Below are 26,126 nucleotides of genomic sequence, written 5' to 3'. Positions count from 1 at the left end.
GGCGGATCATCATCTCGATGAGGGAGATGTGCGCTTTGAGCCTCGCTCTGCGTTGGTGGCGGATCAGCGAGGCCTGGCGGACCTGGCCACCATTATCACCCAGTCCGCGGCCCGTCTGGTTGCCGGTGGCTGGCTGCTGCTGGAACATGGCTACCAGCAGGGTGCGCAGGTGCGTGCGCTGATGGAGGCAGGACGTTTCGACGGGGTGCGCACCGAGCGTGACCTGGGCGGCAATGAGCGGGTGACGGTGGGAAGGCAGTTAATAGTTAATAATTAAGAGTTAATAGCGAAAACCCGAAAATCAAACCGTAGGGTGCACTGAGCTCAAGCGAGCTGCACCATCGAATCTCAATGTTTTGCGTGCAAGCGTGAAGCGTGTTGTGTGCCAGCGAGACAGCCATGCTCAACGACGACCAGCTACTTCGCTACAGCCGCCAGTTGATGGTGGAGGAATTTGATCTGGCCGGGCAGGAAGCCCTGGCGGCAGCGCGGGTGTTGGTGGTGGGCTGTGGCGGGCTGGCCAATCCGGCGGGTTTGTATCTGGCGGGCGCCGGGGTCGGTGAACTGGTGCTGGTGGATGATGACGTGGTGGAACCGAGCAACCTGCACCGGCAGGTGGCGTTCCGTGATGAGGATACGGGTCGGCCCAAGGCCGAGGCGCTGAAGGCACATTTGTTGGCGCTGAATCCGGAGATTGCGATCCAGGCCCATAGGCTGCGAGCCGATACGCACTGGCTGGATCGGCAGGTGGCCGAGGCCAGTGTGGTGCTGGACTGCACGGATAATTTTGCAACGCGTCAGCGTATCAATGAGGCCTGTGTGGCTCACCGGAGGCCGCTGGTGAGTGGTGCCGCCATCCGCATGGACGGTCAGTTGGCGGTGTTTGACCTGCGCCAACCGGGCAGTGCCTGCTACGCCTGTGTCTACGGGGAGGGCTCCGACGGTGATCTGGCGTGCAGCCAGGCGGGTATCCTGGGGCCGGTGGTGGGCACCATCGGCACGCTGCAGGCGTTGGCGGCCATACAGGTGCTGCTGGGGACATCCCTGCCTGCCACCCTGCGGCTGTTCGATGGCCGCACGCTATCCTGGCGGGAGATGCGTTTTCAGCGAGATCCCGCTTGTCCGGTCTGCTCCTCCCGCCAGATCCCTCCGGCGTGATACGCCGATAGCCTCATTGCCCCTGGGGGCGCGCAGGCTCATCGTCCCGAGCCGGCGCGGAATCCTGGGACAGGGTCTGTTCCGGCGCCATGTTCAGGGTCGGGTTGCTGGTCTCGGGGTCCGGGTCAGACAAGAAATAGACGGCCACCAGAATCAGTAGGCAGAGAATGATGGCTATGGAAAGGATGTGTCGCATGGTCCTGGCCTCCCTGGCTGAGCACAAAGGTCGACCCTGCGAGAAGGCGTTCAGGCCAACCTCCTTACTGCCAATATAGGCCCCTTTGCCGAGGGGGACAATGCACCTGACTGGGCCAGGCAGCGGCACTCACGCGGACAGCTGGACCACCTGATTATTGAGATCGGTGATTTGCCGGGCCATATCGGTAAGCAGGCTGTGAATCATGCCGGGATTGGTGCGGATCAGGTTTTTAAACTGGTGCTTGGGCACCTTGACCACGGAGCACCGGTGTTTGGCGCGCACCGTAGCACTGCGCGGGGAATGGGTGAGAAGGGCAATGGCGCCCAGCACTTCCCCTTCACTGACATGGCCGACCACAACGTCGTCTACCAGCACATCTGCCTGACCCTCGAACAGACTGAACACGTAATCCGCCGGTTCACCCTGGCGGATAATCACGTCACCGGGCTCGAAATAGGCAAACCCGGTGGTGGTATGGCTTTCTTCCGGGACATGGGCCGCGAGCAGGCGTAGCAGCATGGCCTGCTGGATGGTGAGAATACGGGTCCACAGCCGCGCCAGCCGCTCGTCGGCGAGGACGGTTTCGACCAGTTTCACGGTGGGGTAAGCGGCCAGCAGCACGGCACTTTCCGCGTAGTAGGTCACTTCGTCGTTGCCGGCGGCATCGGGCAGAATCATGTCCCCCTCATCCCAGGTAAACAATTTGCGCTCCTGACAGCGCATGCCCAGCATGCCGCCTTTCACGACGTAGGTGGTGTCAGCACACATGCCTTGCTTGAAGGCATTGTCTGTGGGTGCCAGAGGGAAGGACTGGGGTTGCAGTGGTAGCTGACCGATGAAGTCATCGACCAGGCGTTTGTACATGCGGGTCAGAGCGGAAAAGCCGCCACTGGCTTCGGCCACGGAAATCATGCAGTGCCTCAACAAACTCGTATTTTCGCCTGAGTATGCAGCAAGTTGAGGCTACGAAACAGGGCTGAGTTGTCAGTTGCCGGGGGTGCCGGTCGGGGGGCAGGTGTCCCTGTCTTGCCCCCACCGGTATGGGGTATCAGTAGTCCCGTTCCCGCGGACCAAATTGCGGAGCTTCCTTTTTCTGTCCCGCCTGGAGGGCGCGACGATAGTTCTTGCCGCGTAGCAGCTTGAACTGAAGTTTGCTTTCCGTATCGAATGCCTGGGTTTCCGGCACGTTCCAGGTTTGCTGGAACAGGGCCTTGGCAGCGCTGATGCCATCCGGGGAGCGAGTCTTGATGGCCTCGGCCAGTTGCTCCGCTTCCGCCAGCGGGTCTTCAGCCACCCGGGTGACCAGATTCAGGGCTTTGGCCTCGTCGCCCTTGAAGAGGCGACCGGTCATGGTCAGTTCCTTGGCCACATCCATGGGAACCAGTTCGCGCAGGGTGACACTGCCGGTCATATCCGGGATCAGCCCCCACTTGATTTCCATGATCGACATTTCACAGTCCGGCGTGCTGATCCGAAAATCCGCGGCCAGGGCGATCTGCATGCCGCCGCCGTAGCAGTAACCGTGCAGCACCGTGATGACCGGAATGGGCAGCTCACGCCAGCACCAGCAGACTTCCTGGAACAGGTTGGTTTTCTTTACGCCGTATTTGGTGAAGCCTTTCAGCAATTTGAGCGGCTGCTTCATGACGGTGCCGAAATCCAGCCCGGCACAGAACGCCTTGCCTGCGCCCTGCATGATCACCACGCGCAGGCTCTTGTCTTTGCGTACGGCTTTGGCGGCTTCCACCAGCCCTTCCATCATGGCGAAATCCAGGCCGTTGTATTTTTCAGCGCGGCTCAGCGTGACATAGGCGATGTCGTTTTTCTTTTCCAGGGTGACGCGATTCTGGAAGGTTTGAGTGGTCATGGAGCACCTCGGGTGGATACCTGTGCTGTAGGAGCCATGCTCGCATGGCGAACACCCGAAGGGGGTGCGAGCAGATTCGCCATGCAAGCATGGCTCCTACGGATAGGGTGTTATTGGAGTTTCTCTCGCAGCAGTTGATTCAGTTGCTGCGGATTCGCCTTGCCCTGTGTCGCTTTCATTGCCTGGCCCACAAAGAAACCGATTTTTTTCTTTTTCTTGGCATCATCAGAGTTGCGGTAATCCTCAACTTGGGGCGCGTTATTGGCGATGATGTCATCGACAATTTTTTCCAGCTCACCGCTGTCGCTCATCTGTTTGAGGCCCTTGGCCTCAATGATGGTATCCGGGTCACCTTCGCCGGCCCAGCAGGCTTCGAAAACCTGCTTGGCAATCTTGGAACTGATGGTGCCGTCTTTCAGGCGGGCAATAAGCTGGCCCAGTTGCTTGGCACTGACCGGACTGTCGCTGATGTCTTTTTCTTCCGCGTTCAATCTGGCGGCCAGTTCGCCCATCACCCAGTTGGCTGCCAGCTTGGCGTCGCCGCCGGCCTTGGCGGCACCTTCAAAGAAGGTGGCAGTGGCGATGGAGCCGGATAGCAGATCCGCGTCGTACTCGGACAGCTGATAGTCGTCCATGAACCGTGCCTTGCGCGCATTGGGCAGTTCCGGCATGGCCGCTTTCAGTGCTTCCAGGTCCGCATCGGTGATAGCCACCGGTAGCAGATCCGGGCAGGGGAAATAACGGTAATCGTTGGCGTCTTCCTTGCTGCGCATGGAGCGTGCGGTGTGGGTGTCGCCGTTGTACAAACGGGTTTCCTGCACAATCTCGCCGCCGTCTTCCAGCACATCAATTTGCCGTTCCACTTCCAGCTTGATAGCCCGTTCCATAAAACGGAAGGAATTCAGGTTTTTGGTTTCGGTGCGGGTGCCCAGTTCATCACCGGGCTTGCGAATAGATACGTTTACATCGAAACGCATGTTGCCCTGGGACATGTCGCCATCACAGATACCGATGGAGGTGACAATCGCATGGAGTTTGCGGGCAAAGGCCACCGCTTCTTCGGCGTTGGACATATCCGGTTCCGTGACCACTTCGATCAGCGGCGTACCGGCCCGGTTCAGGTCGATGCCGGTCATGCCATGGAAGTCTTCATGTAAAGATTTTCCGGCGTCTTCTTCCAGGTGCGCATGATGAATGCGCACGGTTTTTTTCTCACCGTTTTCCAGCTGGATTTCTACCTCGCCGGCACCCACGATGGGGTCGGCCATCTGGGTGGTTTGATACCCTTTTGGCAGATCCGGATAAAAATAATTTTTCCGTTCAAACACACTGTGACGGCAGATATCTGCGTTGATGGCCAGACCAAATAGCGCCGCTTTGCGCACCGCCTCCTTGTTCACCACCGGCAGGGTGCCGGGCATGCCCAGATCTACCAGCGATGCCTGGGTGTTAGGCTCGGCACCGGTGGACAGTTTGCTGCCGGAGAACAGTTTGCTGACGGTGTTGAGCTGGACGTGAATTTCCAGACCGATCACGACTTCCCAACTCATTGCTCACCTCCAAAAACCGGAGCCTGTTTATGCCAGTCGGTGGCCTGCTGATACTTGTGCGCCACGTTGAGTATCTGGCCTTCGCGGAAATAGTTACCGATGATCTGTGTGCCGGTGGGCAGGCCGTTGATAAAGCCGGTGGGCATGGACAGGGCCGGCAGGCCGGCCAGGTTAACCCCGATGGTGAAGACGTCGGCCATGTACATGCTTACCGGATCGTCTTTCTTGGCGCCCAGTTTGAAGGCGGTTTCCGGGGCGGTGGGGCCCATCAACACATCGACTTTTTCGAAGGCGCGTGCAAAGTCGTCACGGATCAGGCGGCGGACCTGTTGGGCGCGACGGTAATAGGCGTCGTAGTAACCGGCGGACAGGGCGTAAGCGCCGACCAGAATGCGGCGCTTAACCTCATCACCGAACCCTTCTGAACGGGAGCGTTTGTACAGGTCTTCCAGATCTTTCGGGTCGTCACAGCGATGGCCGAACCGCACGCCGTCGAAGCGGCTTAAGTTGGAGCTGGCTTCCGCCGGGGCGATCACATAGTAGGCCGGTACCGACAGTTTGACGCTGGGCAGTGATACCGAGACCACCTTGGCGCCCAGTTTTTCCAGTTCGCGAATGGCGTCGCGGCTGTTGTCGGCGATGGCGCCGTCCAGGGTGTCCGGGAAAAATTCTTCCGGGATACCGATGGTCAGGCCACGGATGTCGTTGTTCAGGGCGCCGAGATAATCATCCACCTTTTCATTAAGGCTGGTGGAATCACGATGGTCGTGACCGGCCATGGCCTGCAGCATCAGCGCGCAGTCTTCTGCACTCTGGGCCATGGGGCCGGCCTGATCCAGGCTGGAGGCAAAGGCAATCATGCCCCAGCGGGAAACGCGTCCGTAGGTGGGTTTGAGGCCGGTAATGTTGTTCAGGGCCGCCGGCTGGCGGATGGAGCCGCCGGTGTCGGTGCCAGTGGCGCCGGGGGCCAGACGGGCACCGAGACAGGCCGCCGCACCGCCGGAGGAGCCGCCGGGAACCCGTTCCAGGTCCCAGGGGTTCTTCACCGGGCCGTAGTAGCTGGTTTCGTTGGAGGAGCCCATGGCGAACTCGTCCATGTTGGTCTTGCCCAGCATGACGGCGCCTTCGGCGGCCATCTTTTCCACCACGGTGGCGGTATAGGGGGCAATAAAGGAATCCAGCATCTTCGAGCCGCAGCTGGTGCGCACGCCCTCGGTGCAGAAGATATCCTTGTGGGCGATGGGCAGGCCGGTGAGGAGGGCAGTATTGCCGGCGGCAATGGCCTGATCAGCGGCATCGGCCTGGGCCAGGGCCTGCTCGGCGGTCACGGTAATGAAACTGTTGAGTTCACTGTCGTGTTGCTGGATGCGGGCCAGGAAATGCTCGGTGAGCTCCCGGGAGGAGAAGTCCCCGGCAGCCAGACCGGCCTTGAGTTCTGTCAGTGTCTTGTTGTGCATGGCGTTGCTCATCACCTGTTTACTCAATCACCCGGGGAACCAGGAAACAGCCGTCTTCGGCGGCGGGGGCGATGTCCAGTGCCTTGTCGCGCACGTTGGGCTCGCTGACTTCGTCTTCTCGCAGGGGCTGGGTCACGTCCAGCGGGTGGGCCATGGGCGCCACATCAGTCACATCGGCCTGCTGCAGCTGGTCCACCATGGCCAGGATGTCATTGAGTCGGTCGGACAGGGCAGCGCTGTCTGCCTCGTCCACTTTCAGGCGCGCCAGATGGGCCACCTGGGCTACCACCTTGGAATCAATGGCCATGATTCTCTCCGTTGGGATTCTCTGCGGTGGGCAGAGATAAGCTAATGCGGGTCTGGAAAGCCGCAAAAAGTACCATAGACCGCCTGTCCGGGGCCACTGCCAGCCAGTGTAAAAGGGCCAGTGTCAGCTTGCCCAATGCCCCTGCCGTTGCTAGAGTTGCGCCATCTTGTGAGATGCCCGGTTTTTTCCCGCCCGGTGTCGTTTTTTCGCGAAAATTTCAGGAAACACGCCAGAGATGTCCATGATCAAGCGTATTCGGGGGATGTTCTCCACCGATTTGTCCATCGATTTGGGGACCGCCAACACCCTTATATATGTACGTGGCCGCGGCATCGTACTGGACGAGCCGTCCGTGGTGGCCATTCGCCATCATGGTGCCCAGAAGAGTGTCGCTGCCGTGGGGGCCGATGCCAAGCGCATGCTGGGCCGGACTCCCGGCAATATCACTGCCATCCGTCCCATGAAGGATGGGGTGATCGCTGATTTCGATGTCACCGAAAAAATGCTTCAGTACTTCATCAAGAAGGTCCACGACACCGGGTTTTTCCCGCCGGCGCCCCGGGTGCTGGTCTGTGTCCCCTGTAAATCCACCCAGGTGGAGCGTCGGGCCATCCAGGATTCGGCCTATGGCGCCGGAGCCCGCGATGTGTACCTGATTGAGGAGCCCATGGCCGCCGCCATCGGTGCCGGCCTGCCGGTAGAGGAAGCGCGCGGGTCCATGGTGGTGGATATCGGTGGGGGGACCACCGAGATCGCCCTGATTTCCCTGAACGGCGTGGTGTACTCCGAGTCCGTGCGGATCGGTGGTGACCGTTTCGACGAAGCCATTGTCGCCTTTGTGCGCAAGGAATACGGCTCGCTGATCGGTGAATCTACCGCTGAGCGTATCAAACACGAGATTGGTACCGCCTATCCCGGTTCCGAAATCCGCGAGATTGATGTGCGTGGCCGTAACCTGGCTGAAGGGGTGCCGCGCAGCTTCACCTTGAATTCCGAGGAAATCCTGGAAGCGCTGAAAGAGCCGCTGGCGGCCATCGTCAATGCGGTGAAAAATGCGCTGGAAGCCTCGCCGCCGGAACTGGCCTCCGATATCGCCGAGCGTGGCCTGGTGATTACCGGTGGTGGCGCCCTGTTGCGTGATATCGACCGGTTGATCAGTGAAGAAACCGGCCTGCCGGTGATTGTCGCGGATGACCCGCTGACATGTGTGGCCCGTGGTGGCGGCAAGGCGCTGGAGCTGATGGACAGCCAGGGTTTCGATATGTTGGCCATGGGCTAATAACCCATGGCTGCACCGGCCAATCCCACCTACCGACTCCTGATCGCGCTGGTTCTGGCCGTCATCATGATGGTTTTGGACCAGCGTACCCCCTGGGCTGCGCCGGTACGGCATGTACTCGGCTATCTCACCGCTCCGATCCATTACCTCGCCCATCTTCCGGTGGATTCGGGGGAATGGTTGTCCGAGCAGACCCAGAGCCGTGGGGCCTTGATCGATGAAAACCGGCGCTTGCAGAGACAGGCGCTGATTCTCGAGCAGCGCGTCCAGCGGCTGGCAGTGCTTGAAGCGGAAAATGTGCGTCTGCGCGAATTGCTCAATTCCTCTGCGGATCTGGATGCCAATGTACTGGTGGCGGAGATCATTGGTGTGGATCCGGACCCCAACCGGCAAGAGCTGGTGATCAACAAAGGCAAGGGCGAGCAGGTTTTCCGGGGTCAGGCTGTGCTGGATGCCCAGGGGCTGATCGGCCAGGTCGTGGATGCGGGCCCGCTCAGCGCCCGGGTCCTGCTGGTGACCGATGCCAGCCATGCAATGAGTGTGCAGGTGAATCGCAACGGGGTCCGTGCGGTGCTGGCCGGCACCGGGCAGTCAGATGGTCTCAAGCTTCTCTACGTGCCCGATACCGCAGATATTCGCGAGGGCGATCTGCTGGTCAGTACCGGGTTGGGGCAGCGCTACCCGCGCGGCTATCCCGTGGCGACAGTGACCAGCGTGCGCCATCAGTCCGGCGCACCTTTTGCTGAAATCGCTGCCCGTCCCACTGCGCGCGTGGATCGTGCCAGTCATGTCCTCTTGGTGCAGTCCACCGATGAGCCTCTGATTCCGGTTCCCGACCCGGAGGCCGCCAATGATCCATGATCGTCCCGCCGGTACAGGCGTCATTGTCGTTACCTTGCTGATCGCCGCATTGCTGGAAGTGGTTCCTCTGCCTGATAGCGTTAACTGGGTGCGCCCGGAGTGGATGCTGCTGGTGCTGGTCTACTGGGTGCTGGAATTGCCCAACCGCATTGGCGTGTTGTGGGGCTTCTTTGTTGGGCTGTATCACGATGTGCTGGTCGGCACCACGCTGGGACAATGGGGCCTGGCCTATGCCCTGGGCGCCTTTGTGATGCTGGCCGCCTATAAACGCATGCGGGTGTTCACCTCGTTGCAGCAGTGTGCCGTGGTTTTCCTGCTGGTAGGCACCGTCAGTCTGCTGGCCTATCTGGTGCAGGAATCCGTGGGTCGTACCCTGTATCCGCCTTACACCATTCTTTATGCTTCCCTGACCAGCGCGGTGCTTTGGCGACCGGTCTGTGCGCTGTTGCGCTGGGTACAGCTGCGTTTTCTAGTACGATAAAGAGCAGTTGACAGTTGATAATTGACAGTTGACAGCGAAAACCCGGATAACTTTGGGCCTGGCTTCAATCTTTCAGTTCTCGGCATCAATGATGCCGAGCAGCTATCAACTGTCCACTGTCAACTATCAACTGATTTTATGATTCTCTACCTCGCCTCAGGTTCGCCTCGTCGGGCAGAGCTGCTACGGCAGATTGCTGTTCCCTTTTCCATGCTGTCCGCCCCGGATATCGATGAAACCCCGTTGCCGCAGGAGCCGCCCCTGGAGTATGTCTGTCGTATGGCCCGGGAGAAGGCCCTGGCCGGTGCGGTGGGAGCCGGTGATCTGCCGGACGGTGCTGTACTGGGGGCTGATACGGCGGTGGTGTTGGGGGATGAGATCCTTGGCAAGCCGGCGGATGAGCAACAGGCGCTGGCCATGCTCAAGGCGCTCAATGGTGCCGAACATCAGGTGATGTCTGCGTTGGCATTACTGCACCGGGACCATATGGCGGTGCGGTATTCCATCACCCGGGTGCAGTTTCGCCAACTCAGTGAGGCGCAACTGCAGGCCTATGTTGCCACCGGTGAAGGCGCTGATAAAGCTGGCGGGTATGGTATTCAGGGTCTGGGCGCGGCGCTGGTGGCTTCGCTGACGGGCAGTTACAGTGGGGTGGTCGGCCTGCCGCTGGAACAGGTGGTGGCATTGCTGGATCAGGTCGGCATCCGTTACTGGCAACCCAATTGACTATGGCCTCAACTCGACCAAATCGCTGGCATCGACTGTATCCCCCTCTCTGGTGGTTGATTGTGGCGTTGCTGCTGTTGATCGCCACCTATGTGGTAGTCGGTCGCCAGTTGATGTTGCTGGTACCGGATTACCGGGAACGGCTGGAAAGCCTTTTTGAAGAACGTTTGCAGACGCCGCTGACCATTGCCGAACTGGACGGACAAATGTCCGGGCTGGTGCCCCAGTTTATCGCCCGTCAGATCCGGCTGCCGGCTCCGGAGGGGGATACTGCCCTGGAACTGGACGAAGTGGTGCTGGGTGTCGACGTATTCCGCTCCTTGTGGCATCGGGATCTGGTGCTCAAGGAGCTGCGCATTCAGGGCGTTGAGCTGAATCTGGTGCGTGGCGAAGACGGCAGCATACGCCTGCGTGGTCTGGATGCCCTGGGCAGCAATGACCCGCAACAACGTCCGCCGCTGGAGCGCATCCTGACCCTGTTTTACCGCCAGCAGTTGCTGGTGATCAGCGATGCCCGTCTTTCTCTGGCCTGGCCTGGCATGCCGCCACTGGCAGCCTCCGAGCTGGAGGCCACCTTGATAAACCGCGGAGACGAGCATCGGTTGGCGGTGAACCTGGAAGCCCGGGACCGGCCCCTGTCGGTTCAGGCACGCATTCATCTGCATGGTGATGCGTTTTCCCTGGAAGACGTGGAAGCGGATCTCTACGCCAGTCTGAAGGGGGAGCAGCTGCACGAATGGCTGCCCGATGACCTGGGCTGGCCGATGCAGCTTGCGGGGCTTGATGGCCGTTTGAAGGTGTGGTCTACCTTGAGGAAGGGGCAGCCCTACGATGCCTTCATCAATCTGACCCTGCCCACACTGACCCTGGAGCAGGGGGATATCTCCTGGCCCATGACGGACTTGTCAGCCCGCTTGGCGTTGGTCAGGGACGGGGAGCAGGCGACACTGTCGTTGTCTCGCCTGTCCGGTGATTCGCCGGCCGGGGCGCTGAGTCTGGGAGATATGGCGTTGCGTTGGCAGACCCGGGGAGAGCAACGCCAATGGCAGTTCCGGGGAAGTGAACTGCCCCTTCATGGCCTCAGTCAGCAGTTTCAGCAGTGGCCGTTTACCTTGCCCGACAATGTGCAGCGGATTCGCGAGCGGCTGGCGGATCAGTCACCGCGTGGTCTGCTGGACGGCGTCTATGTGCAGGGCCGTGCCAGGCAAATGGAGAAGTTCCAGTTACGTTTTACTGACCTGTCGAGTCAGGCTCAGGACCGTACACCCGGTGTCCAGGGGTTGTCCGGGTGGGTGTCTGGCAGTGCGACCGAAGGGTTGGCGCACCTGCACGGTGACAATCTCAGCCTGCAATTTCCGCGGCTTTATGATCATGCTCTGGCGGGACAGATCAGTGGCCTGCTGAGTTGGCAACGCCATGGCGAGGCGCTGAGGGTGCGCTCGGGACGGTTGCGGGTGGTCAATCCGGATGCCCATGGCGAGGCGATGATGCAGCTCAGTCTGTTGCCGGAACAGGTTCCGCAATTGCGTCTGGCGGCAGAAATCTATGAGGGTAACGGCGCCCGTGCCAACCATTATATCCCGCTCAAGCGATTGCCCGAGGGGCTCTCGGGCTGGCTTGGGCAGGCGATCCAGGGCGGGCACTTGCAGCGCGGACAGATCCTTTACCAGGGGCCGGTGAAGATCGACAAGAGTCAGCAGCAGGACCGGACCCTTCAAATGCGTTACCAGGCCCGCGATGTGCGCCTGTCTTACCTGCCCGACTGGCCGATGGCCAGCGGGGTGTCGGCGGATGTGCTGATCAATGGCCGCCAGGTGCGTGGTCTGGCTCGCACCGGCAGGATACTGGGCAGCGATCTGAAAGCCGTGCATGTGGATGTGGCAGACGTTGAAACCGGTGAGACGCCCCGACTGGTGATCTCCGGGCAGGCCCGTGGGCCGATCCAGGATCTGGATACGCTTTTTCAGGACACGCCACTTCGCAAACCCCTGCCCGACGAGTTGCTGGATTGGCGTTTCCGTGACGGCAGTATGGCCGGCTACCTGCTGCTGGACATTCCCTTGCAGAAAGACAGCGGCGCACCGGTGGTGATTGTGGATGCCCAGGTCAGCGACGCCACCTTGCACAATGCGCCGCGGAAACTGCAGATCACGGATGCCTCGGCACCGGTCTATTTTCACTCGCGCAATGGCATGCAGATTGACCAGCTGCAGGCCCGGGCCCTGGGTGGGCAGTTTGCGGGCCAGTGGCTGACCCGCGATGGCCGCAGCCGTCTTCAGCTCGATGGCAGTGTGCCCATGAAGCAGGCCGCAAACTGGCTTGGGTTCCCCTGGTTGGCGCCGTTGTCCGGGCAGTTGCCCCTGGGTCTCACCGTCCAGATTCCCTGGCAGGGAACGGCGTTTTCTTTGCGTGCGGCATCGTCCTTGAAGGGGATTACCGTGGACGCACCGGCGCCCCTGGGCAAGTCTGCACAGGCCACCCGCCCACTGGATATCCGCCTGAGCAACCCCGGGGGACGTTTGTCGCTGGAGTTGGACTATGGCGGTCTGCTGAAAGGGGCGTTCCGCATGGATAAACGCCTGCGAGGGGATCTGCTGCTGGGTAGCGGCTCCCTGCAGTTGCCTGATGAAGGGGTGCAGGTTCGCGGTCGTTTGGCTCAAGCCAGTGTGGAGCCCTGGATAGACTTTATTGGTGATCGACTGATGCCCTCGTTGAAGGCGAGCCGGGGGGGGGGCAGCGGTACCGGCCAGGCGTCACTGAGCAAGGTCAGCCTGCAGGTGGATCGTCTGGATCTGTTTGGCGTTGATGTGGCGGATACCCGCTTGTCGGTACTGCCTGCAAATGCCGGTTGGGATATGGCATTGAGTAGCCGGGCGGTAGCGGGGTCTGTGAGGATCCCGGACGGCTTTACTGCCCGGGGTGAGGCGCCGCTGTCCCTGTCCGTGTCCCGTCTCAATCTGACCCTCCCCGAAGGTGCCCTGGGGGACAAGGGCCAGTCTGTGCCGGTTTCTCCGTTGACGCTGCCGCCGGTGGATGCGGACTTCAACAATATCGTTATCAATGGCCAGGACTATGGTCAATGGCAAGGTAAGGTGCGGCCCGTCAAAGAGGGGGTGCGCATTTCTGAACTGGACGGCCGCTGGCGATCCAGCCGCTTTCAGGGCACGCTGGACTGGACCGAGCAGTCCGGCAAACCCTACAGCCGCTTCAATGGCAGCCTGTCCTCTGACAACCTGGGCCACTCCCTGAAAGCCTGGGGGTTACCGGCACTGATTGAGTCCGAGGATGCCCGTGCCCAGGTGGTACTGGGTTGGGCCGACTGGCCCCTCAACATGGATTATCTGGCACTGGAAGGGCAAACCCAGGTGGATATCGGCGAATGCCGGATTCCGGATACCGACACCCGAACCTCTTTCCTGCGTTTGCTGGGGATTCTCAACATCGGCACCATCCAGCGTCGCCTGCGGCTGGATTTCTCGGACCTGTACAAGAAGGGAATGAGCTGCGACAGCATCACCGGCGATTTCTCGATTGATGGTCCGCGCGTGGCCACCTCCAATCTGGCCATTGATTCGCCGTCCGCGGCGATTCGTGTGAAAGGTGCCATTGATCTGGAAAAGGAAACCCTGGATCACAACATGGAGGTTACCCTGCCATTGTCCAGTAACCTGTATGCGGGATGTCTGGCCGGGCCCGCTGCCTGTGCCGGCATTTTCGTGGTGGAGCGGATCTGGGGCGACCGGCTGGACAAGACTACCACCATGGAATACCGGGTAACCGGCAACTGGAGCAGCCCGCAGGTGAAAGAAACCGAGGGGATATTCGAATGACGTCAATGCGCTATTCGGTAGCGGCCATCCAGATGACCAGCAGCAAGCAGCCGGATGATAACCTTCGCCAGGCGGGAGCATTGCTGGCAGAGGCCCGGCAAAAAGGGGCCAGCCTCGCCGTGCTGCCGGAAAACTTCGCTGCCTACGGGGGCGACTATCGTTCCCTGGGCGAACGTTACGATGAACTGGTGAGCTGGCTGTGTGATCAGGCCAGGTCCCTGGATATGGCCATTATTGGTGGCAGCCTGCCCGCCCTGCAGCGGCCGGATGGCCGGCCGGTACCGTCGCCCCTGGTGCGAACCTGCTCCATCGCAGTCAGTGCCACAGGGGAGCCCCTGGCCCGTTACGACAAACTGCATCTGTTCGATGCGGATGTGCAGGATGCCCAGGGGCGCTACCGGGAGTCGGATTTCTTCGAGCCCGGTCAGGAAGTGGCCACCGTCTCTGTGGGCGGTCTGCAGGTGGGCATGGCGATTTGTTACGACCTGCGCTTCCCGGCGCTGGCGCAGCGGCTGGTTAACGCCGGCGCCCAGTTGCTGGTGTACCCTTCCGCCTTTACGGCGGTCACCGGGGCAGCGCACTGGCAGCTGCTGCTGCGTGCCACAGCGGTGCAGACCGGTTGCTATGTCCTGGGCGCCAACCAGTGTGGCCAGCATGGCCCGCGCCGATCCACCTACGGGCATTCCATGCTGGTGGATCCCTGGGGCACAGTGGTGGACAGTCTGGGTGATGCTCCCGGTGCCCTTGTGGCGGAGCTGGACCTTGCTACCATGAACGAGCTTCGGCAAAGAATGCCGGTTCAACAGCATCAACGATTCCGAATTGAAGGACCCTATGACACATAACGACGCCCTATCCATTGCCGAGTCTGTCCTGCTGGCGCCGGCAAACCTGCACACCCCGCAATTGGCGTCGCTGCTGAACGGCAAGCTCACCGGCCAGGCCGACTATGCCGACATGTATTTCCAGCACAGTCGCCATGAGGCCTGGGTACTGGAAGACGGCATCGTCCGCGATGCCAGTTTCAACACCGAACGCGGTGCCGGGGTGCGTATTGTCCAGGGCGACAAGACCGGATTCGCCTATAGCGATGACATCACTCTGGATGCGCTGCAGCAGGCCAGCGGCGCCGCCCGTGCCATTACTCGCCAGGGCCAGGATCGGCAGATTCAACTTTCCAGCCGGTCGGTGCCGGCCCGTTATGCGGCCATTGATCCGCTGTTGGGCTGGCCCGCCGAAGACAAGGTGGCCCTGTTGCAACGTATCGATGCCCTGGCCCGTTCACTGGATCCGGCCATCGTCGAAGTGACTGCCAGCCTCAGTGCTGAACAGGATGTGATTATGGTGGTGGCCAGTGACGGCACTCTGGCCGCCGATGTGCGGCCGTTGATCCGCTGCAATGTCAGTGTCATCGCCGAGCGCAATGGTCGCCGTGAGCGCGGCAGTGCCGGTGGCGGTGGCCGGGTGGCCTATGACTGGCTGTTGCAGGAAGAGCGTATCGAGACCTGGGCCCGCGAAGCGGTGCGCGGCGCCTTGCTGAATCTGGAAGCGGTAGCGGCACCGGCGGGGACCATGCCGGTGGTGCTGGGGCCGGGCTGGCCCGGTGTGCTGTTGCACGAAGCCGTGGGCCATGGCCTGGAAGGCGATTTCAATCGCAAGGGCACCTCCATGTTCGCCAAGAAATTTGGCCAGCAGGTGGCATCGCCCCTGTGTACGGTAGTGGATGACGGCACTCTGGCGGATCGCCGCGGTTCCCTGACCATCGACGATGAGGGCACCCCCACCGCCTGCAATACCCTGATCGAAAACGGCAAGCTGGTGGGGTTCATGCAGGACAAGACCAACGCTCGCCTGATGGGTGTGGCGCCCACCGGCAACGGTCGTCGGGAATCCTATGCGCACCTGCCCATGCCACGCATGACCAACACTTACATGCTCCCCGGTGAAAGTGACCCGCAGGATATCGTTGCCAGTCTCGACCGGGGTATCTACGCGGTGAACTTCGGCGGCGGCCAGGTGGACATCACTTCCGGGCGTTTTGTGTTTTCCACCAGCGAAGCTTATCTGGTGGAAAAGGGCAAGATTGTCTGCCCGGTGAAAGGCGCCACCCTGATCGGTAGCGGGGCGGAGGTGATGAGTCGTATCTCCATGGTGGGCAATGATCTGGCCCTGGATAGTGGTATCGGTGTCTGCGGCAAGGATGGCCAGTCCGTGCCGGTGGGGGTGGGTCAACCCACCCTGCGCGTGGACGCCCTGACAGTGGGGGGCACTGCCTGATGTCACAGGTCATGGATGTGCTGTCACGGATGCGTCTGTTCGCCGGGCTCAGTGATGAAGAGCTTGGGGTGCTGGAGAAACTGGTCTTTGTGAATCGGGTTCCGGCGGGCGAGCCGGTGTGCCGGGAAGGAGACCGCAGCGATTTTGTCTGCTTCGTGGTGCGTGGCTGCCTGGATATCGTCAAGAACAGCGAGGCTGGCGGAGAGGTGGTGATTGCCCATCTGCGCCCGGGGGACTCCATGGGTGAGATGGCACTGGTTGACCACGAGCCCCGCTCGGCGACAGTCCGTGCTGCGGAGGATGCCACCCTGATCGTGCTTACCCGTAAAGGCGTGGAACAATTGCGCAAACGCAGCCCCCATGCGGTCAGTCTCATCATGGAAAACATTGCCCGCTTGTTGTGCCTGCATCTGCGCCGCACTTCCTCACAGCTGGCCCAGTTCAAACTGCCGGTTGGGTAACGTCATCAACTACGCGGCGGGCTTGTCGATGAAAGTATGTTGCCTGGTAATGGTTCTTGTCGCGCTGGCGGGCTGTGATCCGGTGCAGTGGCCGGCGGAGGTGCGTTTGCCGGACGGGGCCGTGTATGACGGTGAGACACGGGATGACCTCTTCCATGGAGAAGGGACGCTGACCTGGCCGGATGGCCGCTACTACGAGGGCGCTTTCCGTGAAGGACGGCTCCATGGACACGGCAAGCTGGTGGACCGGCGGGGCTGTGTTCAGGAAGGTCAGTTCGTCGACGGCGTTCTGCACGGGCAGGGGCAATTTACCTGTGACGAGGCCACCTGGCAGGGCCGGTTCGAACAGGGGGAGCTGGTGGAGGGCTCCGTCAGCTATACCGAAGGGGGCTCATATCAGGGGGAGTTTCGTGATCTTGCTCCCCATGGCCAGGGGCTCTGGGTCACCGAGGCGGGACAACACTACGAAGGCCGTTTCGAGAATGGTGAACTGGTGGAAGGCCGTTACCGGGATGAGGAAGGCTACCAATATGAAGGGCAGTTCCGTTATTTTTCCTTCCATGGCCAGGGCACGCTGACCCGTCCGGACGGCGTGGTGATCCGTGGCGAGTTTGAAAACGGTTATGCCCACGGCAACGGTACGCGCACCCGTCCGGCGGAGGGTGATGCGCAAGCGCAGGTGGAAAAAGGCTATTTCGTGCGTGGCCGTTACTATGCCAGCGAGGAGGCCTATCAGAAGAACCGCCACGCCCAGGCGGCGCAAATTGAAGCGCGTTTATATACCGAGTCCAGCCGCTTGCAGTCGGTGTTGTCATCCCTTGCCCCACAGCGTCCCGGCGTACGTGATGTGTACTTGCTTGTGGTGGGGGGCGATGGCACGGAAGGTGTGTTTGCCCGCGAGGTGGATTGGGTGGCAGAGCGGCTGGGATCCGTGTTCGATCTGAAACGTCGCCATGTGAAGCTTGTCAACGGTGGCAGCGACGACCTGCCCCTGGCGACCCGAACCAGTGTGCGTGAAGCCCTGGAAGCCCTGGATGCGTTAATGGATCCAAACGAAGACCTGCTCATGGTGCATCTGGTCAGTCACGGTTCCCGGGAGGGCGCCCTGTTGCTGGATGACCATAATCTCACGCTCAATGATCTCAGCGTGGCGGATGGAAAACAGTGGCTCAATGCCCTCAAGGCCAGGCACCAGTGGCTGGTGGTGTCGGCCTGTTATTCCGGCCAATGGGTGGACGCCCTGGCTTCCCCCCGGCGGGTGATATTCGCCTCCGCCGCATCGGATCGCACATCTTTTGGTTGCGGGGATGATTCTGATCGTACCTGGTTCAGCAAGGCGCTATACGGTGAAGACATGGCGGCGGGCATCGACGACCCCGCCGCCTGGTTTGCCGCGACCAGCGTTAAGGTGACCGGGATGGAGGAAGAGCAGGGCATTGATGGTGAGGAGCACTCCATGCCGCAACAGGCGGTGGGAGAGGCGTTCGTTCGCTGGTGGCAGGGCAATAAAGCAGTTAACAGTGAATAGTTAACAGTTAATAGTGAAAACCTGAAGCGTAGTATGAGGGTAGGGTGCACTGAGCCTAGGGCGAACTGCAGCGGCCTTGCATTGTTTCTCGGCCCAACTTGCATTGGTGCAGTTCGCCTTAGGCTCAGTGCACCCTACGCCAGCTGGTTGGCTTGGTGTGTAGGCATAAGCGTCTCTCAATACAGAGGCGCGGTTTTGTCCAGCTGGTTCAAATAGCTCATCAGCTTGCGCCGCTCGCGTTTGAACTTGTCTTTTTCTGCGGCAGACGCTGTGGCCGGGTCGGCCACGCGGGCCTTGAGCGCATTACGGCTCAGGTTTCGCAGCTGCTGGCGCTCACCGTGAGGGAAGAAGTCCAGGACTTGCTGCAGGGTGCTTTCAGCGTCCCTGGGCTGATCGCAGGCCATGATCTGCTCCACCCAGTTGGTCAGCCGCTGCTGGCGGAACGGATCATGAAACGCTTCCAGGGCCTGGATGATCTGCTCGCTGTTGGATTCGCGCATCAGGCGACCGATGTACTGGGCATGGCGACGGCGGGCCTCGTGGTGATTGATACGGCCGGCTTCGTCCAGGGCCTTTTTCAGTTCATCGCCCAGGGGCAGCCGCTCTCGCTCCGCCGGCTTCATGTCCATCAACGAGAGTCCCAGCTCCTGCAAAGCACTGTCATCGCGTTTTTGTTGTGTCTTGCTGGTCAGCAGGTCGTCGTTATACTCGGTCATTACATTTTCTGATTCTGGTTACGGAACCGCTATTTTATGTCTGATTCCCCCGCAACGACAGCAGTACTGGATATTGCCCAATTACGCCAGGCGGAAGACACGGCCGCCTGGGTGCTGGAAGAGGCGAAACGGCAGGGCGCCGATGGCGTGGAAGTGAATGTGAGCCTGTCCCAGGGGTATTCGGTGAATGTGCGCCAGGGCGAGGTGGAAACCGTGGAATTCCACCGCGACCGGGGGGTCTCGGTGACCGTGTTTCGTGGCCAGCGCAAGGGGCATGCCAGTAGTTCCGATGACAATCGGGATAGCCTGCGCGATACCATCCAGGCGGCGGCCTCGATTGCCCGCTACACCGAGGAAGATCGTTATGCGGGCCTGGCGCCGGCTTCCATGCTGGCCCGGGAGGTGCCGGATCTGGATCTGTATCATCCCTGGGCAATGGATACCCAGGCGGCCATTGACGAGGCATTGCGCTGTGAAACCGTGGCTCGCAATGATGCCCGCATCGTCAATTCCGAAGGGGCGTCCATCAACAGTGGCGCCAGTCTGCGGGTCTTCGCGACCTCTGAAGGTTTCTTGCATGGCTACCGTGGCACCCACCACAGCCGGGTCTGTAGTGTGGTGGCGGAAGATGAAAACGGCATGCAGCGCGATTACTGGTATGACGGCGGGCGTATTGGCGAGCGACTGGCCGCTGCCGAGGAGATTGGCGAGAAAGCCCGGGAGCGGACATTGGCCAGGCTGGGGGCCAGTATTCCCGAAACCGGTGAATTACCGGTGATCTTTGCGCCGGAGGTGGCCTCCGGCCTGTTGGGACACCTGGTGTCGGCGATCAGCGGCGGCGCCCTTTATCGTCGTAGTTCCTTTCTGCAGGACAGCATCGGCAGCAGCGTGCTCCCCAAGGGGTTCTCGCTTACAGAGAATCCTCATCTGGCTGCCGGAAATGCTTCCGCGCCGTTCGATGGGGATGGGTTGCCCACCCGGGCCCAGTCTTTTGTGGAGGATGGCGTGCTGCGACAGTATGCGTTGGGTCTGTATGCCGGTCGCCGTTTGCAGATGGACCCCACCGGCAATGGGGGCGGGGTGCGCAACCTGTCGATCACGGATACCGGCGAATCACTGGCGGCCTTGATGGCTCGAGTACCCAGGGGGATTCTGGTCACAGAAGTCATGGGGCAGGGGGTGAATCTGGTGACCGGTGACTATTCCCGTGGTGCTAGTGGTTTCTGGTTTGAGAACGGCGTCATACAAGGTGCCTTGCAAGAGTTTACCATTGCGGGGCATCTGGGGGAGATGCTCAGGGGTATTCAGGGTAGCGGCACCGATGTGGATTATCGGGGTAACATTGCCAGCGGCTCGCTATTGCTGTCGCCCATCAAGATCGCCGGGCGATAGCGTATCCAGGCATTTTCAATGGATGAAAATTTTTTTCGGTAAAGGAGTAAACCGTGAGTGAAATCAATCCGTATCAACAGCCCAAGGCCGAGTTGATTGACGACAACAATCCACCCGCTCAAGCGCTGACCATTTTGTCAGAGCCACGTAGTATCAGTGTGGGGGATGCCCTGGGCTGGATCGGTAGTGGTCACAAGATGCTGCCGGGGCACTGGGGTGTGGTTCTGGGGGCGCTGGTGGTCACCGTGCTGATCACCTCTGCGTTCCAGATCATTCCGCTGCTCGGCATGATCGCGCAAGTCCTGGCAACGCCCCTGCTCTATGCCGGCATCGTGAAAATTTTCCATCGCATGGAAACCGAGGGCAAGTCGGATTTTGCGGATCTGTTTGCCGCTTTCTCAGAGCGCACGGCACCCCTCATTCTGATGGCTCTGGCCCAGCTGGGCGTGATGCTGCTGCTTGGGGTTGTCTTTGGTGGTCTGGGCTATGCCATGGGGGTCAGCGGCGGTGCCAGTACCGGGGCGATGGTAGTGATCGGCCTGTTGGGTCTGGTGGCCATGTTTGGCTTTATCTACCTGTTCTACTTCACCGTGCCATTGATCTTCCTGGGTAACAAGGGCGTGGGGGAAGCCATGAAGCTGAGCATTGCCGGTTTCACCCGCAATGTGATTCCCTTGATTGTGTACCTGTTGGTAACCATGGTGATCGTGCTGGTGGCGGCCTTGCCGTTACTGCTGGGTTGGCTGTTCGTCATGCCGATTCTGGCCGGCGCCTACTACGTGTCCTTCCGGCAGATTTTTGTGGAGTAATGTCCGCCGGAAAGGCTTAAAAAAAGGCGCCAATCATTGGCGCCTTTTTTTGTGAGTGAAAATCTCAGACCAGCAGATGGGCATAAAGCACGGTGGCCAGGCCCAGGAAGGCAAAGAAGCCCACGATATCGGTGATGGTGGTAAGCACTACGGAGCCGGCCAGAGCCGGATCGATACCCATCTTCTTCATGATCATCGGCAACATGGCGCCGGCACAGGCGGCCATGATCAGGTTGATGATCATGGCGGCAGCGATGACCATGCCGATACTGGGGTCGTCAAACCACAGTGCTGCCGTAATGCCGATCACCGTGGCCCAAAGCAGGCCGTTCAGTGCGCCAACAGACAATTCCTTGACCAGCAGATAGCGGGTATTACTGGACTGGATCTGTCCCAGTGCCATGGCCCGGATCACCAGGGTCAGGGTCTGACTGCCAGCGATACCGCCCATGCTGGCAACAATGGGCATCAGGATGGCCAGCGCCACCACTTTTTCCAGGGTGGCTTCAAACAGACCGATCACGGCGGAGGCGGCCAGGGCGGTAAGCAGATTGATGCCCAGCCAGACAGCCCGACGCCGCGCCGTTTGCCAAACGGAGCCAAAGGTGTCCTCGTCCTCATCCAGACCGGCCATGCTCATCAGTGAGTGGTCCGCTTCCTCGATGATTACGTCTACCACGTCATCAATGGTAATCCGTCCGACCAGCATGCCGTCTTCGTCCACCACCGGGGCGGTTACCAGATCCTGGCGTTCAAAGATCTTGGCCACTTCGTGAGCAGGCAAGTTGGCGGGAATGGATTCGGTATCAGTGATCATGGCCTCGCGCACGGTGGTGCCGGGATCGCTGATTAGAACCTTGGTCAGTGGTAACAACCCGATAAACTGATTACGGCGATTGACCACCGCCAGGTTATCGGTGGTACGAGGGATTTCCCCCCGGCGGCGCAGGTAGCGTTGCACCACTTCGAAGGTGATTTCCGGGCGGATGGTGATCACATCCGTGTTCATCAGGCCCCCGGCGGTATCCTCCGGGTAGCTCATCACCTGTTCCAGCCGGTCGCGATTCTGCTCGTCCAGGCTGGCCATGACCTGGCTGGTCACATGCTCAGGCAGCTCCTGCAGCAAGTCGGCAAGGTCATCGGTGTCCAGCTCTTCCACCAGAGAGACTAGCTCATCAGTGCTCAGGTTGCGCAGTAGCTCAACCCGCACTTCCTCGCCAAGATACTGGAGAACCTCGCTTTCCTGGTCCTTGCTGAGCAGTTGCCAGAGAATCTCCCGTTCCCGGGGCGGAAAGGATTCCAGCAAATGCGCCGCTTCCGCACCGGGGAGATTGTTGAACAGCTGTCGCACCTGCGTATAGGTGCCGCTGGACAAGGCGCGGTTGATGACTTTGTGGTGCTGTTGACTACGGCTGGTATCGGCGGGCATGGAATATAATGAATAGTTAATAGTGAATAATGAATAACTCTCTGGATGGTACCCCAAATCCTGCGCTATTAATTATTCATTATTAATAATTCATTGCCTTTTACTCTTCTTCATCAAAGCGGCGGGCGAACAGGTCGGTGAGTTCGTCCATGGCGGCGGCTTCATCATTGCCTTCCACCTGGAAAACCACGCTGCTGCCTTTGGCGGCGCCCAGCATCAAAAGGCCCATGATGCTTTTGGCATCGATGGGTTTACCGTTATGAATAACGTGGATGCGGCTCTCGTATCGCGATGCCACACTGACCACCTTGGCGGCGGCGCGGGCATGAAGCCCGAGTTTGTTGATGATATCCAGTTTTGTTTCGATCATTGCGCGGCAGAGGCCTTAATCCAGTTCGCGGTGGCGTACCTGCAGGGTGGTGCCCTCATCACGCAGCCGTTTTGCCAGTTGCTCGGTGATAAATACCGAGCGATGGCGACCGCCGGTACAGCCAATGGCCACCGTCACATAGCTGCGGTCGCTCTCGGCGAAAGCCGGCAGCCAACGTCTCACGAAGTGGTGGATATCCTCCAGCATGTCGTGGCTGGCCTGGTGTTCCTTGAGGAAATCGATGATGGCTTCATCGCGCCCGGTAAAGGGGCGAAGATCTGCGCGCCAGTGGGGGTTAGGCAGTACCCGTACATCAAACACCAGGTCGGCATCATTGGGCAGGCCATTTTTGAATCCGAAGGACTCAAGCTGAAGGGAGAGGGCGGCGCTGCGATTGGCGACCCGCTCACGCACCAGATTGCGAAGGCTGTGTACGTCGTAATTGCTGCTGTCGATCACCAGATCGGCACGCAAGCGGATGTTGGCCAAGAGCTCCCGTTCATGCTGGATGGCGGATTCCAGTGAACCCTGTTGCGCGCCGAGAGGATGCCGGCGGCGGGTGGCACTGAAGCGTTTCAGCAGAGTGCTGTCGTCCGCATCCAGATAAATGATTTCGGTCTTGACCTGTTGCTGATGCAACGCATCCAGAATGGCGTCAAAAGCCAGCAACTGGGTAGGCAGGTTGCGGGCATCAATGCCTACCGCCGCCCGCTCAATGGGCAGCTCTCCCTGGCTCAGCTGCTCTGCAAGAGTGGGCAACATGCCCACCGGCAGGTTGTCGACGCAATAGTAGTTCTGGTCTTCCATGGCCTGCAGGGCCGTGGTCTTTCCCGAGCCGGAGCGGCCGCTGATGATGGTGAGTTTCATGGCTGCACCGCGCCTCTGCCATACACCACACGCAGGCATCCACGGTCAGCAGAGGAGGGGCGGTGGCTCTGACGCATAATGCCCGAAAGCTTGATGGGTAATGTCATGATGCCAGTCGCAGCTCCGCTTCGGATTCCACGGCAGTGTGATACAGGTGGTGATTGTCCTTGCTGAGTCGCAGCTCGGCACGGTAGTCGTCGTCGTTGAACAGGGAGGCCAGGTGGCTGAGGGTTTTCAGGTGCTGTTCCGGGTTTTCCTGGGGAACAAGCAACACAAACACAAGATCCACGGGGCGACCGTCAACGGCATCAAAATCGATGGGAGTGGACAGTTTCAGCAGCAGCCCGATGGGTTGCTGGCAGTGACCGAGACGACAGTGAGGAATGGCGATGCCTTCGCCGATGCCCGTGGAGCCCAGCTTTTCCCGGGCTACCAGGGCGTCGAAGACCTCCTGTTCGTTGAGGCTGTCGCAGCCGGCCGCAGCCAGCTGCGCAACCTGGTCCAGCAGCTGTTTCTTGCTGCTGGCCTGCACCTGATTATGGGTGCGTGCTTCGGTGAGTAGTTCGCGAACTCGCATAATTGTCGCTTTGGGGTCAGTGGCCGTGCTTGTGGCTGACGGCCTTTTCCTTGTGTTTGAGAATCTGGCGGTCGAGCTTGTCCGTCAGCTTGTCGATGGCAGCGTACATGTCCACTGCCTCAGCGGTGGCGAAGACGTCAGCCCCGGAGATATGGATAGTGGATTCCGCCTTGTGGGTCTTGGGTTCCGGGGAAAGAATCACCTGGACACTGGTAATCTGGTCGAAATGCCGTTCAAGACGGGAAAACTTGTCTCCCACATAGGCTCGCAAAGCGTCGGTAATTTCCAGGTGATGACCGCTGATATTAATTTGCATGTCTGGCTCCTTTACCTGCTCTTGGGCCGTCCCGGCGCCTACACCAAACGCTTGCGGGCGCTGGATGACGGTATTCTCATCGCCTCTCTGTACTTGGCGACTGTCCGGCGCGCCACGTTGATTCCCTGCTCATTCAGCAAGCTTGCCAGCTTGTTGTCGCTGAGCGGCTTGCGGGGATTCTCGGCAGCGACCAGCTTCTTAATAATGGCACGAATAGCGGTGGAGGAACACTCACCGCCGCCGTCTGTTCCCACGTGACTTGAGAAGAAATATTTCAGCTCAAAGACGCCGCGGGGTGTCATCATGTATTTCTGGTTGGTGACCCGACTAATGGTCGATTCGTGCATCTCGACGGCATCGGCAATGTCGGCCAGAACCAGGGGTTTCATGGCCTCCTCCCCATAATCGAAGAAGTCTTGCTGGACTTCAACAATACGGGTGGCCACCTTCAACAGGGTGTCGTGGCGGCTTTGCAGGCTCTTGATGAACCACTTGGCCTCCTGCACGCAGTTGCGCAGGTACTGACCATCCTCTCCCCCGGCTTTGCGGGCCATGGCGGCGTACTGCTGCTGCAGGTTGACCTTGGGCAGCACCTCCTCGTTCAGGCTCACCTGCCAGTGGCCCTGGTGCTGGCGCACGATCACGTCCGGGACCGCGTAATCCACCTGGCTTTCCCCGATCTGCTCACCGGGGGCAGGATCCAGAGTGCGCAGCAGGGAGAGGGCATCAAGCAGATTTTCCTCGCTGATCTGCAGGACCCGCCGCAGGGCGGCATAGTCGTGTTTTTCCAGTAGCTCCAGATGCCCCAGCAGGGCCAGGGCATACTCCAGGAAGGGTGTGTCCGAGGGCAGTTGGCGCAGCTGCACGCGCAGGCAGTCGGCCAGATCGAGACTGGCCACGCCCACCGGATCAAATTGCTGCAGGCGATGCTGCACCGCCAGTACCTCATCGGCTTCCAGTTCATCGCCTTCGGTGAGCAGGTCCTCCTGAGCATTCATCATCGCCACGATGTCGTCCACGGACACGGTCAGGTAGCCGCGATCGTCCAGGGATTCGATGATGGTCATGGCGATAATGCGGTCCACATCGCTCATGGGAGTCAGGTTCAGTTGCCAGAGCAGGTGGTCCTGCAGGTTGCCGGCCACACTATGGCGTTGCTGCCAGTCGTCGGCATCGTCGGGAAGGGCGGTGGAGGCGCTGCTGGTCTGGCCGGAATAGACATCGTCCCATTCCGTTTCAATGCCCGGTTCGTCGTCCACGAACTCTTCCAGGGCATCTTCCCGTTCGGTATCCAGCTCCTGCTCGTCCTGACGCTCTTCGTCAGTGTCAGGCAGGGATTCGTCGCCAAAATCGTCAGCCAGCTCCAGCAACGGATTGCTTTCTACTGCCTGCTGAATTTCTTGGCGCAGGTCCAGCGTGGACAGCTGCAAAAGGCGAATGGCCTGCTGCAGCTGCGGTGTCATGGTCAGCTGCTGGCCGATTTGTAGTTGTAGGCTTGGCTTCATACTGCTCAGGCTGATTGGTCCCCAAAACCCGAGAATAACAGCCTATCTATGAGGCAAGCAATATTTGTGCCAATGGTGGTTCTGTGCTATGGAGCGGAGTTGACAGTTGATAGTGGACAGTTGACAGCTACGCGATAAAGGCTCTTGGTTCAGAAAACCATTTG

25 protein-coding genes and 1 pseudogene are annotated in these 26,126 nt (G+C 60.1%); 13 read left to right on the top strand and 13 right to left on the bottom strand.

Annotation, left to right across the window (positions count from 1 at the left end; genetic code table 11):
* Nucleotides 1-277 (top strand): annotated as a pseudogene (locus tag A3714_RS18035) (protein-(glutamine-N5) methyltransferase, release factor-specific); the annotation flags it as partial.
* Between the two features lie 122 nt (nt 278-399).
* Complete coding sequence (locus A3714_RS09695) at nt 400-1,158, top strand: molybdopterin-synthase adenylyltransferase MoeB (protein WP_063509297.1); 759 nt, start codon at nt 400-402, stop codon at nt 1,156-1,158.
* A 13-nt stretch (nt 1,159-1,171) separates the two neighbouring features.
* On the opposite strand, the gene A3714_RS09690 is transcribed toward A3714_RS09695, so the two are convergent.
* The 6 genes from A3714_RS09690 to gatC all read right to left on the bottom strand — a co-directional run bounded on the left by A3714_RS09690 (nt 1,172) and on the right by gatC (nt 6,538).
* Nucleotides 1,172-1,354, bottom strand: coding sequence for a hypothetical protein (locus tag A3714_RS09690; protein WP_063509296.1), 183 nt, complete (start codon nt 1,352-1,354; stop codon nt 1,172-1,174).
* Nucleotides 1,355-1,483: 129 nt separating this feature from the next.
* Nucleotides 1,484-2,269, bottom strand: a complete 786-nt coding sequence (locus A3714_RS09685; RefSeq protein WP_062816662.1) for a cyclic nucleotide-binding domain-containing protein — start codon at nt 2,267-2,269, stop codon at nt 1,484-1,486.
* 136 nt (nt 2,270-2,405) lie between these two features.
* Nucleotides 2,406-3,224 carry a crotonase/enoyl-CoA hydratase family protein gene (locus A3714_RS09680; RefSeq protein ID WP_063509295.1) on the bottom strand — a complete coding sequence of 273 codons (819 nt, stop codon included), beginning with the start codon at nt 3,222-3,224 and terminating at the stop codon, nt 2,406-2,408.
* 110 nt (nt 3,225-3,334) lie between these two features.
* Nucleotides 3,335-4,774, bottom strand: a complete 1,440-nt coding sequence (gene gatB / locus A3714_RS09675; protein ID WP_063509294.1) for an Asp-tRNA(Asn)/Glu-tRNA(Gln) amidotransferase subunit GatB — start codon at nt 4,772-4,774, stop codon at nt 3,335-3,337.
* The gene (gatA, locus tag A3714_RS09670; RefSeq protein ID WP_063509316.1) at nt 4,771-6,231 is read right to left on the bottom strand and encodes an Asp-tRNA(Asn)/Glu-tRNA(Gln) amidotransferase subunit GatA; all 1,461 of its coding nucleotides are present in this window, start codon (nt 6,229-6,231) and stop codon (nt 4,771-4,773) included. Before gatA ends, gatB begins: the two co-directional genes overlap by 4 nt.
* A 19-nt stretch (nt 6,232-6,250) precedes the next feature.
* The gene (gatC, locus tag A3714_RS09665; protein ID WP_062816665.1) at nt 6,251-6,538 is read right to left on the bottom strand and encodes an Asp-tRNA(Asn)/Glu-tRNA(Gln) amidotransferase subunit GatC; all 288 of its coding nucleotides are present in this window, start codon (nt 6,536-6,538) and stop codon (nt 6,251-6,253) included.
* A gap of 241 nt (nt 6,539-6,779) precedes the next feature.
* Here gatC and A3714_RS09660 point away from each other — a divergent pair, with 241 nt between their 5' ends.
* The 9 genes from A3714_RS09660 to A3714_RS09620 all read left to right on the top strand — a co-directional run bounded on the left by A3714_RS09660 (nt 6,780) and on the right by A3714_RS09620 (nt 17,981).
* Entirely contained in the window at nt 6,780-7,817 is a 1,038-nt protein-coding gene (locus tag A3714_RS09660; RefSeq protein WP_035248243.1) for a rod shape-determining protein, read from the top strand.
* Nucleotides 7,818-7,823: 6 nt separating this feature from the next.
* Nucleotides 7,824-8,678, top strand: a complete 855-nt coding sequence (gene mreC / locus A3714_RS09655; RefSeq protein WP_062816666.1) for a rod shape-determining protein MreC — start codon at nt 7,824-7,826, stop codon at nt 8,676-8,678.
* A complete protein-coding gene (gene mreD, locus A3714_RS09650) occupies nt 8,668-9,159 on the top strand; it encodes a rod shape-determining protein MreD (RefSeq protein WP_062816667.1) in 492 nt (163 codons plus the stop codon). Before mreC ends, mreD begins: the two co-directional genes overlap by 11 nt.
* Nucleotides 9,160-9,297: 138 nt before the next feature.
* Complete coding sequence (locus A3714_RS09645) at nt 9,298-9,885, top strand: nucleoside triphosphate pyrophosphatase (RefSeq protein ID WP_063509293.1); 588 nt, start codon at nt 9,298-9,300, stop codon at nt 9,883-9,885.
* A gap of 2 nt (nt 9,886-9,887) precedes the next feature.
* Nucleotides 9,888-13,715, top strand: a complete 3,828-nt coding sequence (locus A3714_RS09640; RefSeq protein ID WP_063509292.1) for a YhdP family protein — start codon at nt 9,888-9,890, stop codon at nt 13,713-13,715.
* Complete coding sequence (locus A3714_RS09635; protein ID WP_082844741.1) at nt 13,712-14,560, top strand: carbon-nitrogen hydrolase family protein; 849 nt, start codon at nt 13,712-13,714, stop codon at nt 14,558-14,560. The genes A3714_RS09640 and A3714_RS09635 overlap by 4 nt, the downstream gene beginning before the upstream one ends.
* Nucleotides 14,550-15,992, top strand: a complete 1,443-nt coding sequence (gene tldD / locus A3714_RS09630; RefSeq protein ID WP_062816671.1) for a metalloprotease TldD — start codon at nt 14,550-14,552, stop codon at nt 15,990-15,992. Before A3714_RS09635 ends, tldD begins: the two co-directional genes overlap by 11 nt.
* Nucleotides 15,992-16,453 carry a Crp/Fnr family transcriptional regulator gene (locus A3714_RS09625; protein WP_062816672.1) on the top strand — a complete coding sequence of 154 codons (462 nt, stop codon included), beginning with the start codon at nt 15,992-15,994 and terminating at the stop codon, nt 16,451-16,453. Before tldD ends, A3714_RS09625 begins: the two co-directional genes overlap by 1 nt.
* Before the next feature lie 49 nt (nt 16,454-16,502).
* A complete protein-coding gene (locus tag A3714_RS09620) occupies nt 16,503-17,981 on the top strand; it encodes a C13 family peptidase (protein ID WP_231865988.1) in 1,479 nt (492 codons plus the stop codon).
* A 176-nt stretch (nt 17,982-18,157) separates the two neighbouring features.
* On the opposite strand, the gene yjgA is transcribed toward A3714_RS09620, so the two are convergent.
* Nucleotides 18,158-18,697 (bottom strand): ribosome biogenesis factor YjgA, encoded by a 540-nt coding sequence (gene yjgA / locus A3714_RS09615; RefSeq protein WP_063509289.1) that lies wholly within the window; start codon nt 18,695-18,697, stop codon nt 18,158-18,160.
* Nucleotides 18,698-18,733: 36 nt separating this feature from the next.
* Here yjgA and pmbA point away from each other — a divergent pair, with 36 nt between their 5' ends.
* On the top strand, nt 18,734-20,089 hold the full coding sequence (pmbA, locus tag A3714_RS09610) for a metalloprotease PmbA (protein ID WP_062816675.1): 1,356 nt from the start codon (nt 18,734-18,736) through the stop codon (nt 20,087-20,089).
* A gap of 53 nt (nt 20,090-20,142) precedes the next feature.
* A complete protein-coding gene (locus tag A3714_RS09605; protein WP_062816676.1) occupies nt 20,143-20,898 on the top strand; it encodes a BPSS1780 family membrane protein in 756 nt (251 codons plus the stop codon).
* Between the two features lie 64 nt (nt 20,899-20,962).
* On the opposite strand, the gene mgtE is transcribed toward A3714_RS09605, so the two are convergent.
* The 6 genes from mgtE to A3714_RS09575 all read right to left on the bottom strand — a co-directional run bounded on the left by mgtE (nt 20,963) and on the right by A3714_RS09575 (nt 25,962).
* A complete protein-coding gene (gene mgtE / locus A3714_RS09600; RefSeq protein WP_062816677.1) occupies nt 20,963-22,327 on the bottom strand; it encodes a magnesium transporter in 1,365 nt (454 codons plus the stop codon).
* Between the two features lie 100 nt (nt 22,328-22,427).
* Complete coding sequence (locus tag A3714_RS09595; RefSeq protein ID WP_062816678.1) at nt 22,428-22,697, bottom strand: HPr family phosphocarrier protein; 270 nt, start codon at nt 22,695-22,697, stop codon at nt 22,428-22,430.
* Between the two features lie 15 nt (nt 22,698-22,712).
* Entirely contained in the window at nt 22,713-23,564 is an 852-nt protein-coding gene (gene rapZ / locus A3714_RS09590; protein ID WP_063509288.1) for an RNase adapter RapZ, read from the bottom strand.
* Nucleotides 23,565-23,667: 103 nt separating this feature from the next.
* Nucleotides 23,668-24,141: a PTS IIA-like nitrogen regulatory protein PtsN gene (gene ptsN / locus A3714_RS09585; protein ID WP_062816680.1), complete on the bottom strand. Its 474-nt coding sequence runs from the start codon at nt 24,139-24,141 to the stop codon at nt 23,668-23,670.
* Between the two features lie 16 nt (nt 24,142-24,157).
* Nucleotides 24,158-24,457: a ribosome hibernation-promoting factor, HPF/YfiA family gene (gene hpf, locus A3714_RS09580; RefSeq protein ID WP_062816681.1), complete on the bottom strand. Its 300-nt coding sequence runs from the start codon at nt 24,455-24,457 to the stop codon at nt 24,158-24,160.
* Nucleotides 24,458-24,495: 38 nt separating this feature from the next.
* Nucleotides 24,496-25,962, bottom strand: coding sequence for an RNA polymerase factor sigma-54 (locus A3714_RS09575; RefSeq protein ID WP_063509287.1), 1,467 nt, complete (start codon nt 25,960-25,962; stop codon nt 24,496-24,498).
* Between the last annotated feature and the right edge of the window lie 164 nt (nt 25,963-26,126).

The organism is Alcanivorax sp. HI0007 (genome assembly GCF_001635525.1).
Classification (GTDB): Bacteria; Pseudomonadota; Gammaproteobacteria; order Pseudomonadales; family Alcanivoracaceae; genus Alcanivorax.
The sequence above is the reverse complement of the archived record's forward strand: the minus strand, read 5'-3'. Positions and strand labels throughout refer to the sequence as shown.

Bases quoted from the DNA above. Each gene is read 5' to 3' on its own strand.
- A3714_RS09695 (WP_063509297.1), top strand. From the start codon at position 400: ATGCTCAACGACGACCAGCTACTTCGCTACAGCCGCCAGTTGATGGTG.
- A3714_RS09690 (WP_063509296.1), bottom strand. From the start codon at position 1,354: ATGCGACACATCCTTTCCATAGCCATCATTCTCTGCCTACTGATTCTG.
- A3714_RS09685 (WP_062816662.1), bottom strand. From the start codon at position 2,269: ATGATTTCCGTGGCCGAAGCCAGTGGCGGCTTTTCCGCTCTGACCCGC.
- A3714_RS09680 (WP_063509295.1), bottom strand. From the start codon at position 3,224: ATGACCACTCAAACCTTCCAGAATCGCGTCACCCTGGAAAAGAAAAAC.
- gatB (WP_063509294.1), bottom strand. From the start codon at position 4,774: ATGAGTTGGGAAGTCGTGATCGGTCTGGAAATTCACGTCCAGCTCAAC.
- gatA (WP_063509316.1), bottom strand. From the start codon at position 6,231: ATGCACAACAAGACACTGACAGAACTCAAGGCCGGTCTGGCTGCCGGG.
- gatC (WP_062816665.1), bottom strand. From the start codon at position 6,538: ATGGCCATTGATTCCAAGGTGGTAGCCCAGGTGGCCCATCTGGCGCGC.
- A3714_RS09660 (WP_035248243.1), top strand. From the start codon at position 6,780: ATGATCAAGCGTATTCGGGGGATGTTCTCCACCGATTTGTCCATCGAT.
- mreC (WP_062816666.1), top strand. From the start codon at position 7,824: ATGGCTGCACCGGCCAATCCCACCTACCGACTCCTGATCGCGCTGGTT.
- mreD (WP_062816667.1), top strand. From the start codon at position 8,668: ATGATCCATGATCGTCCCGCCGGTACAGGCGTCATTGTCGTTACCTTG.
- A3714_RS09645 (WP_063509293.1), top strand. From the start codon at position 9,298: ATGATTCTCTACCTCGCCTCAGGTTCGCCTCGTCGGGCAGAGCTGCTA.
- A3714_RS09640 (WP_063509292.1), top strand. From the start codon at position 9,888: ATGGCCTCAACTCGACCAAATCGCTGGCATCGACTGTATCCCCCTCTC.
- A3714_RS09635 (WP_082844741.1), top strand. From the start codon at position 13,712: ATGACGTCAATGCGCTATTCGGTAGCGGCCATCCAGATGACCAGCAGC.
- tldD (WP_062816671.1), top strand. From the start codon at position 14,550: ATGACACATAACGACGCCCTATCCATTGCCGAGTCTGTCCTGCTGGCG.
- A3714_RS09625 (WP_062816672.1), top strand. From the start codon at position 15,992: ATGTCACAGGTCATGGATGTGCTGTCACGGATGCGTCTGTTCGCCGGG.
- A3714_RS09620 (WP_231865988.1), top strand. From the start codon at position 16,503: ATGGTTCTTGTCGCGCTGGCGGGCTGTGATCCGGTGCAGTGGCCGGCG.
- yjgA (WP_063509289.1), bottom strand. From the start codon at position 18,697: ATGACCGAGTATAACGACGACCTGCTGACCAGCAAGACACAACAAAAA.
- pmbA (WP_062816675.1), top strand. From the start codon at position 18,734: ATGTCTGATTCCCCCGCAACGACAGCAGTACTGGATATTGCCCAATTA.
- mgtE (WP_062816677.1), bottom strand. From the start codon at position 22,327: ATGCCCGCCGATACCAGCCGTAGTCAACAGCACCACAAAGTCATCAAC.
- A3714_RS09595 (WP_062816678.1), bottom strand. From the start codon at position 22,697: ATGATCGAAACAAAACTGGATATCATCAACAAACTCGGGCTTCATGCC.
- rapZ (WP_063509288.1), bottom strand. From the start codon at position 23,564: ATGAAACTCACCATCATCAGCGGCCGCTCCGGCTCGGGAAAGACCACG.
- ptsN (WP_062816680.1), bottom strand. From the start codon at position 24,141: ATGCGAGTTCGCGAACTACTCACCGAAGCACGCACCCATAATCAGGTG.
- hpf (WP_062816681.1), bottom strand. From the start codon at position 24,457: ATGCAAATTAATATCAGCGGTCATCACCTGGAAATTACCGACGCTTTG.
- A3714_RS09575 (WP_063509287.1), bottom strand. From the start codon at position 25,962: ATGAAGCCAAGCCTACAACTACAAATCGGCCAGCAGCTGACCATGACA.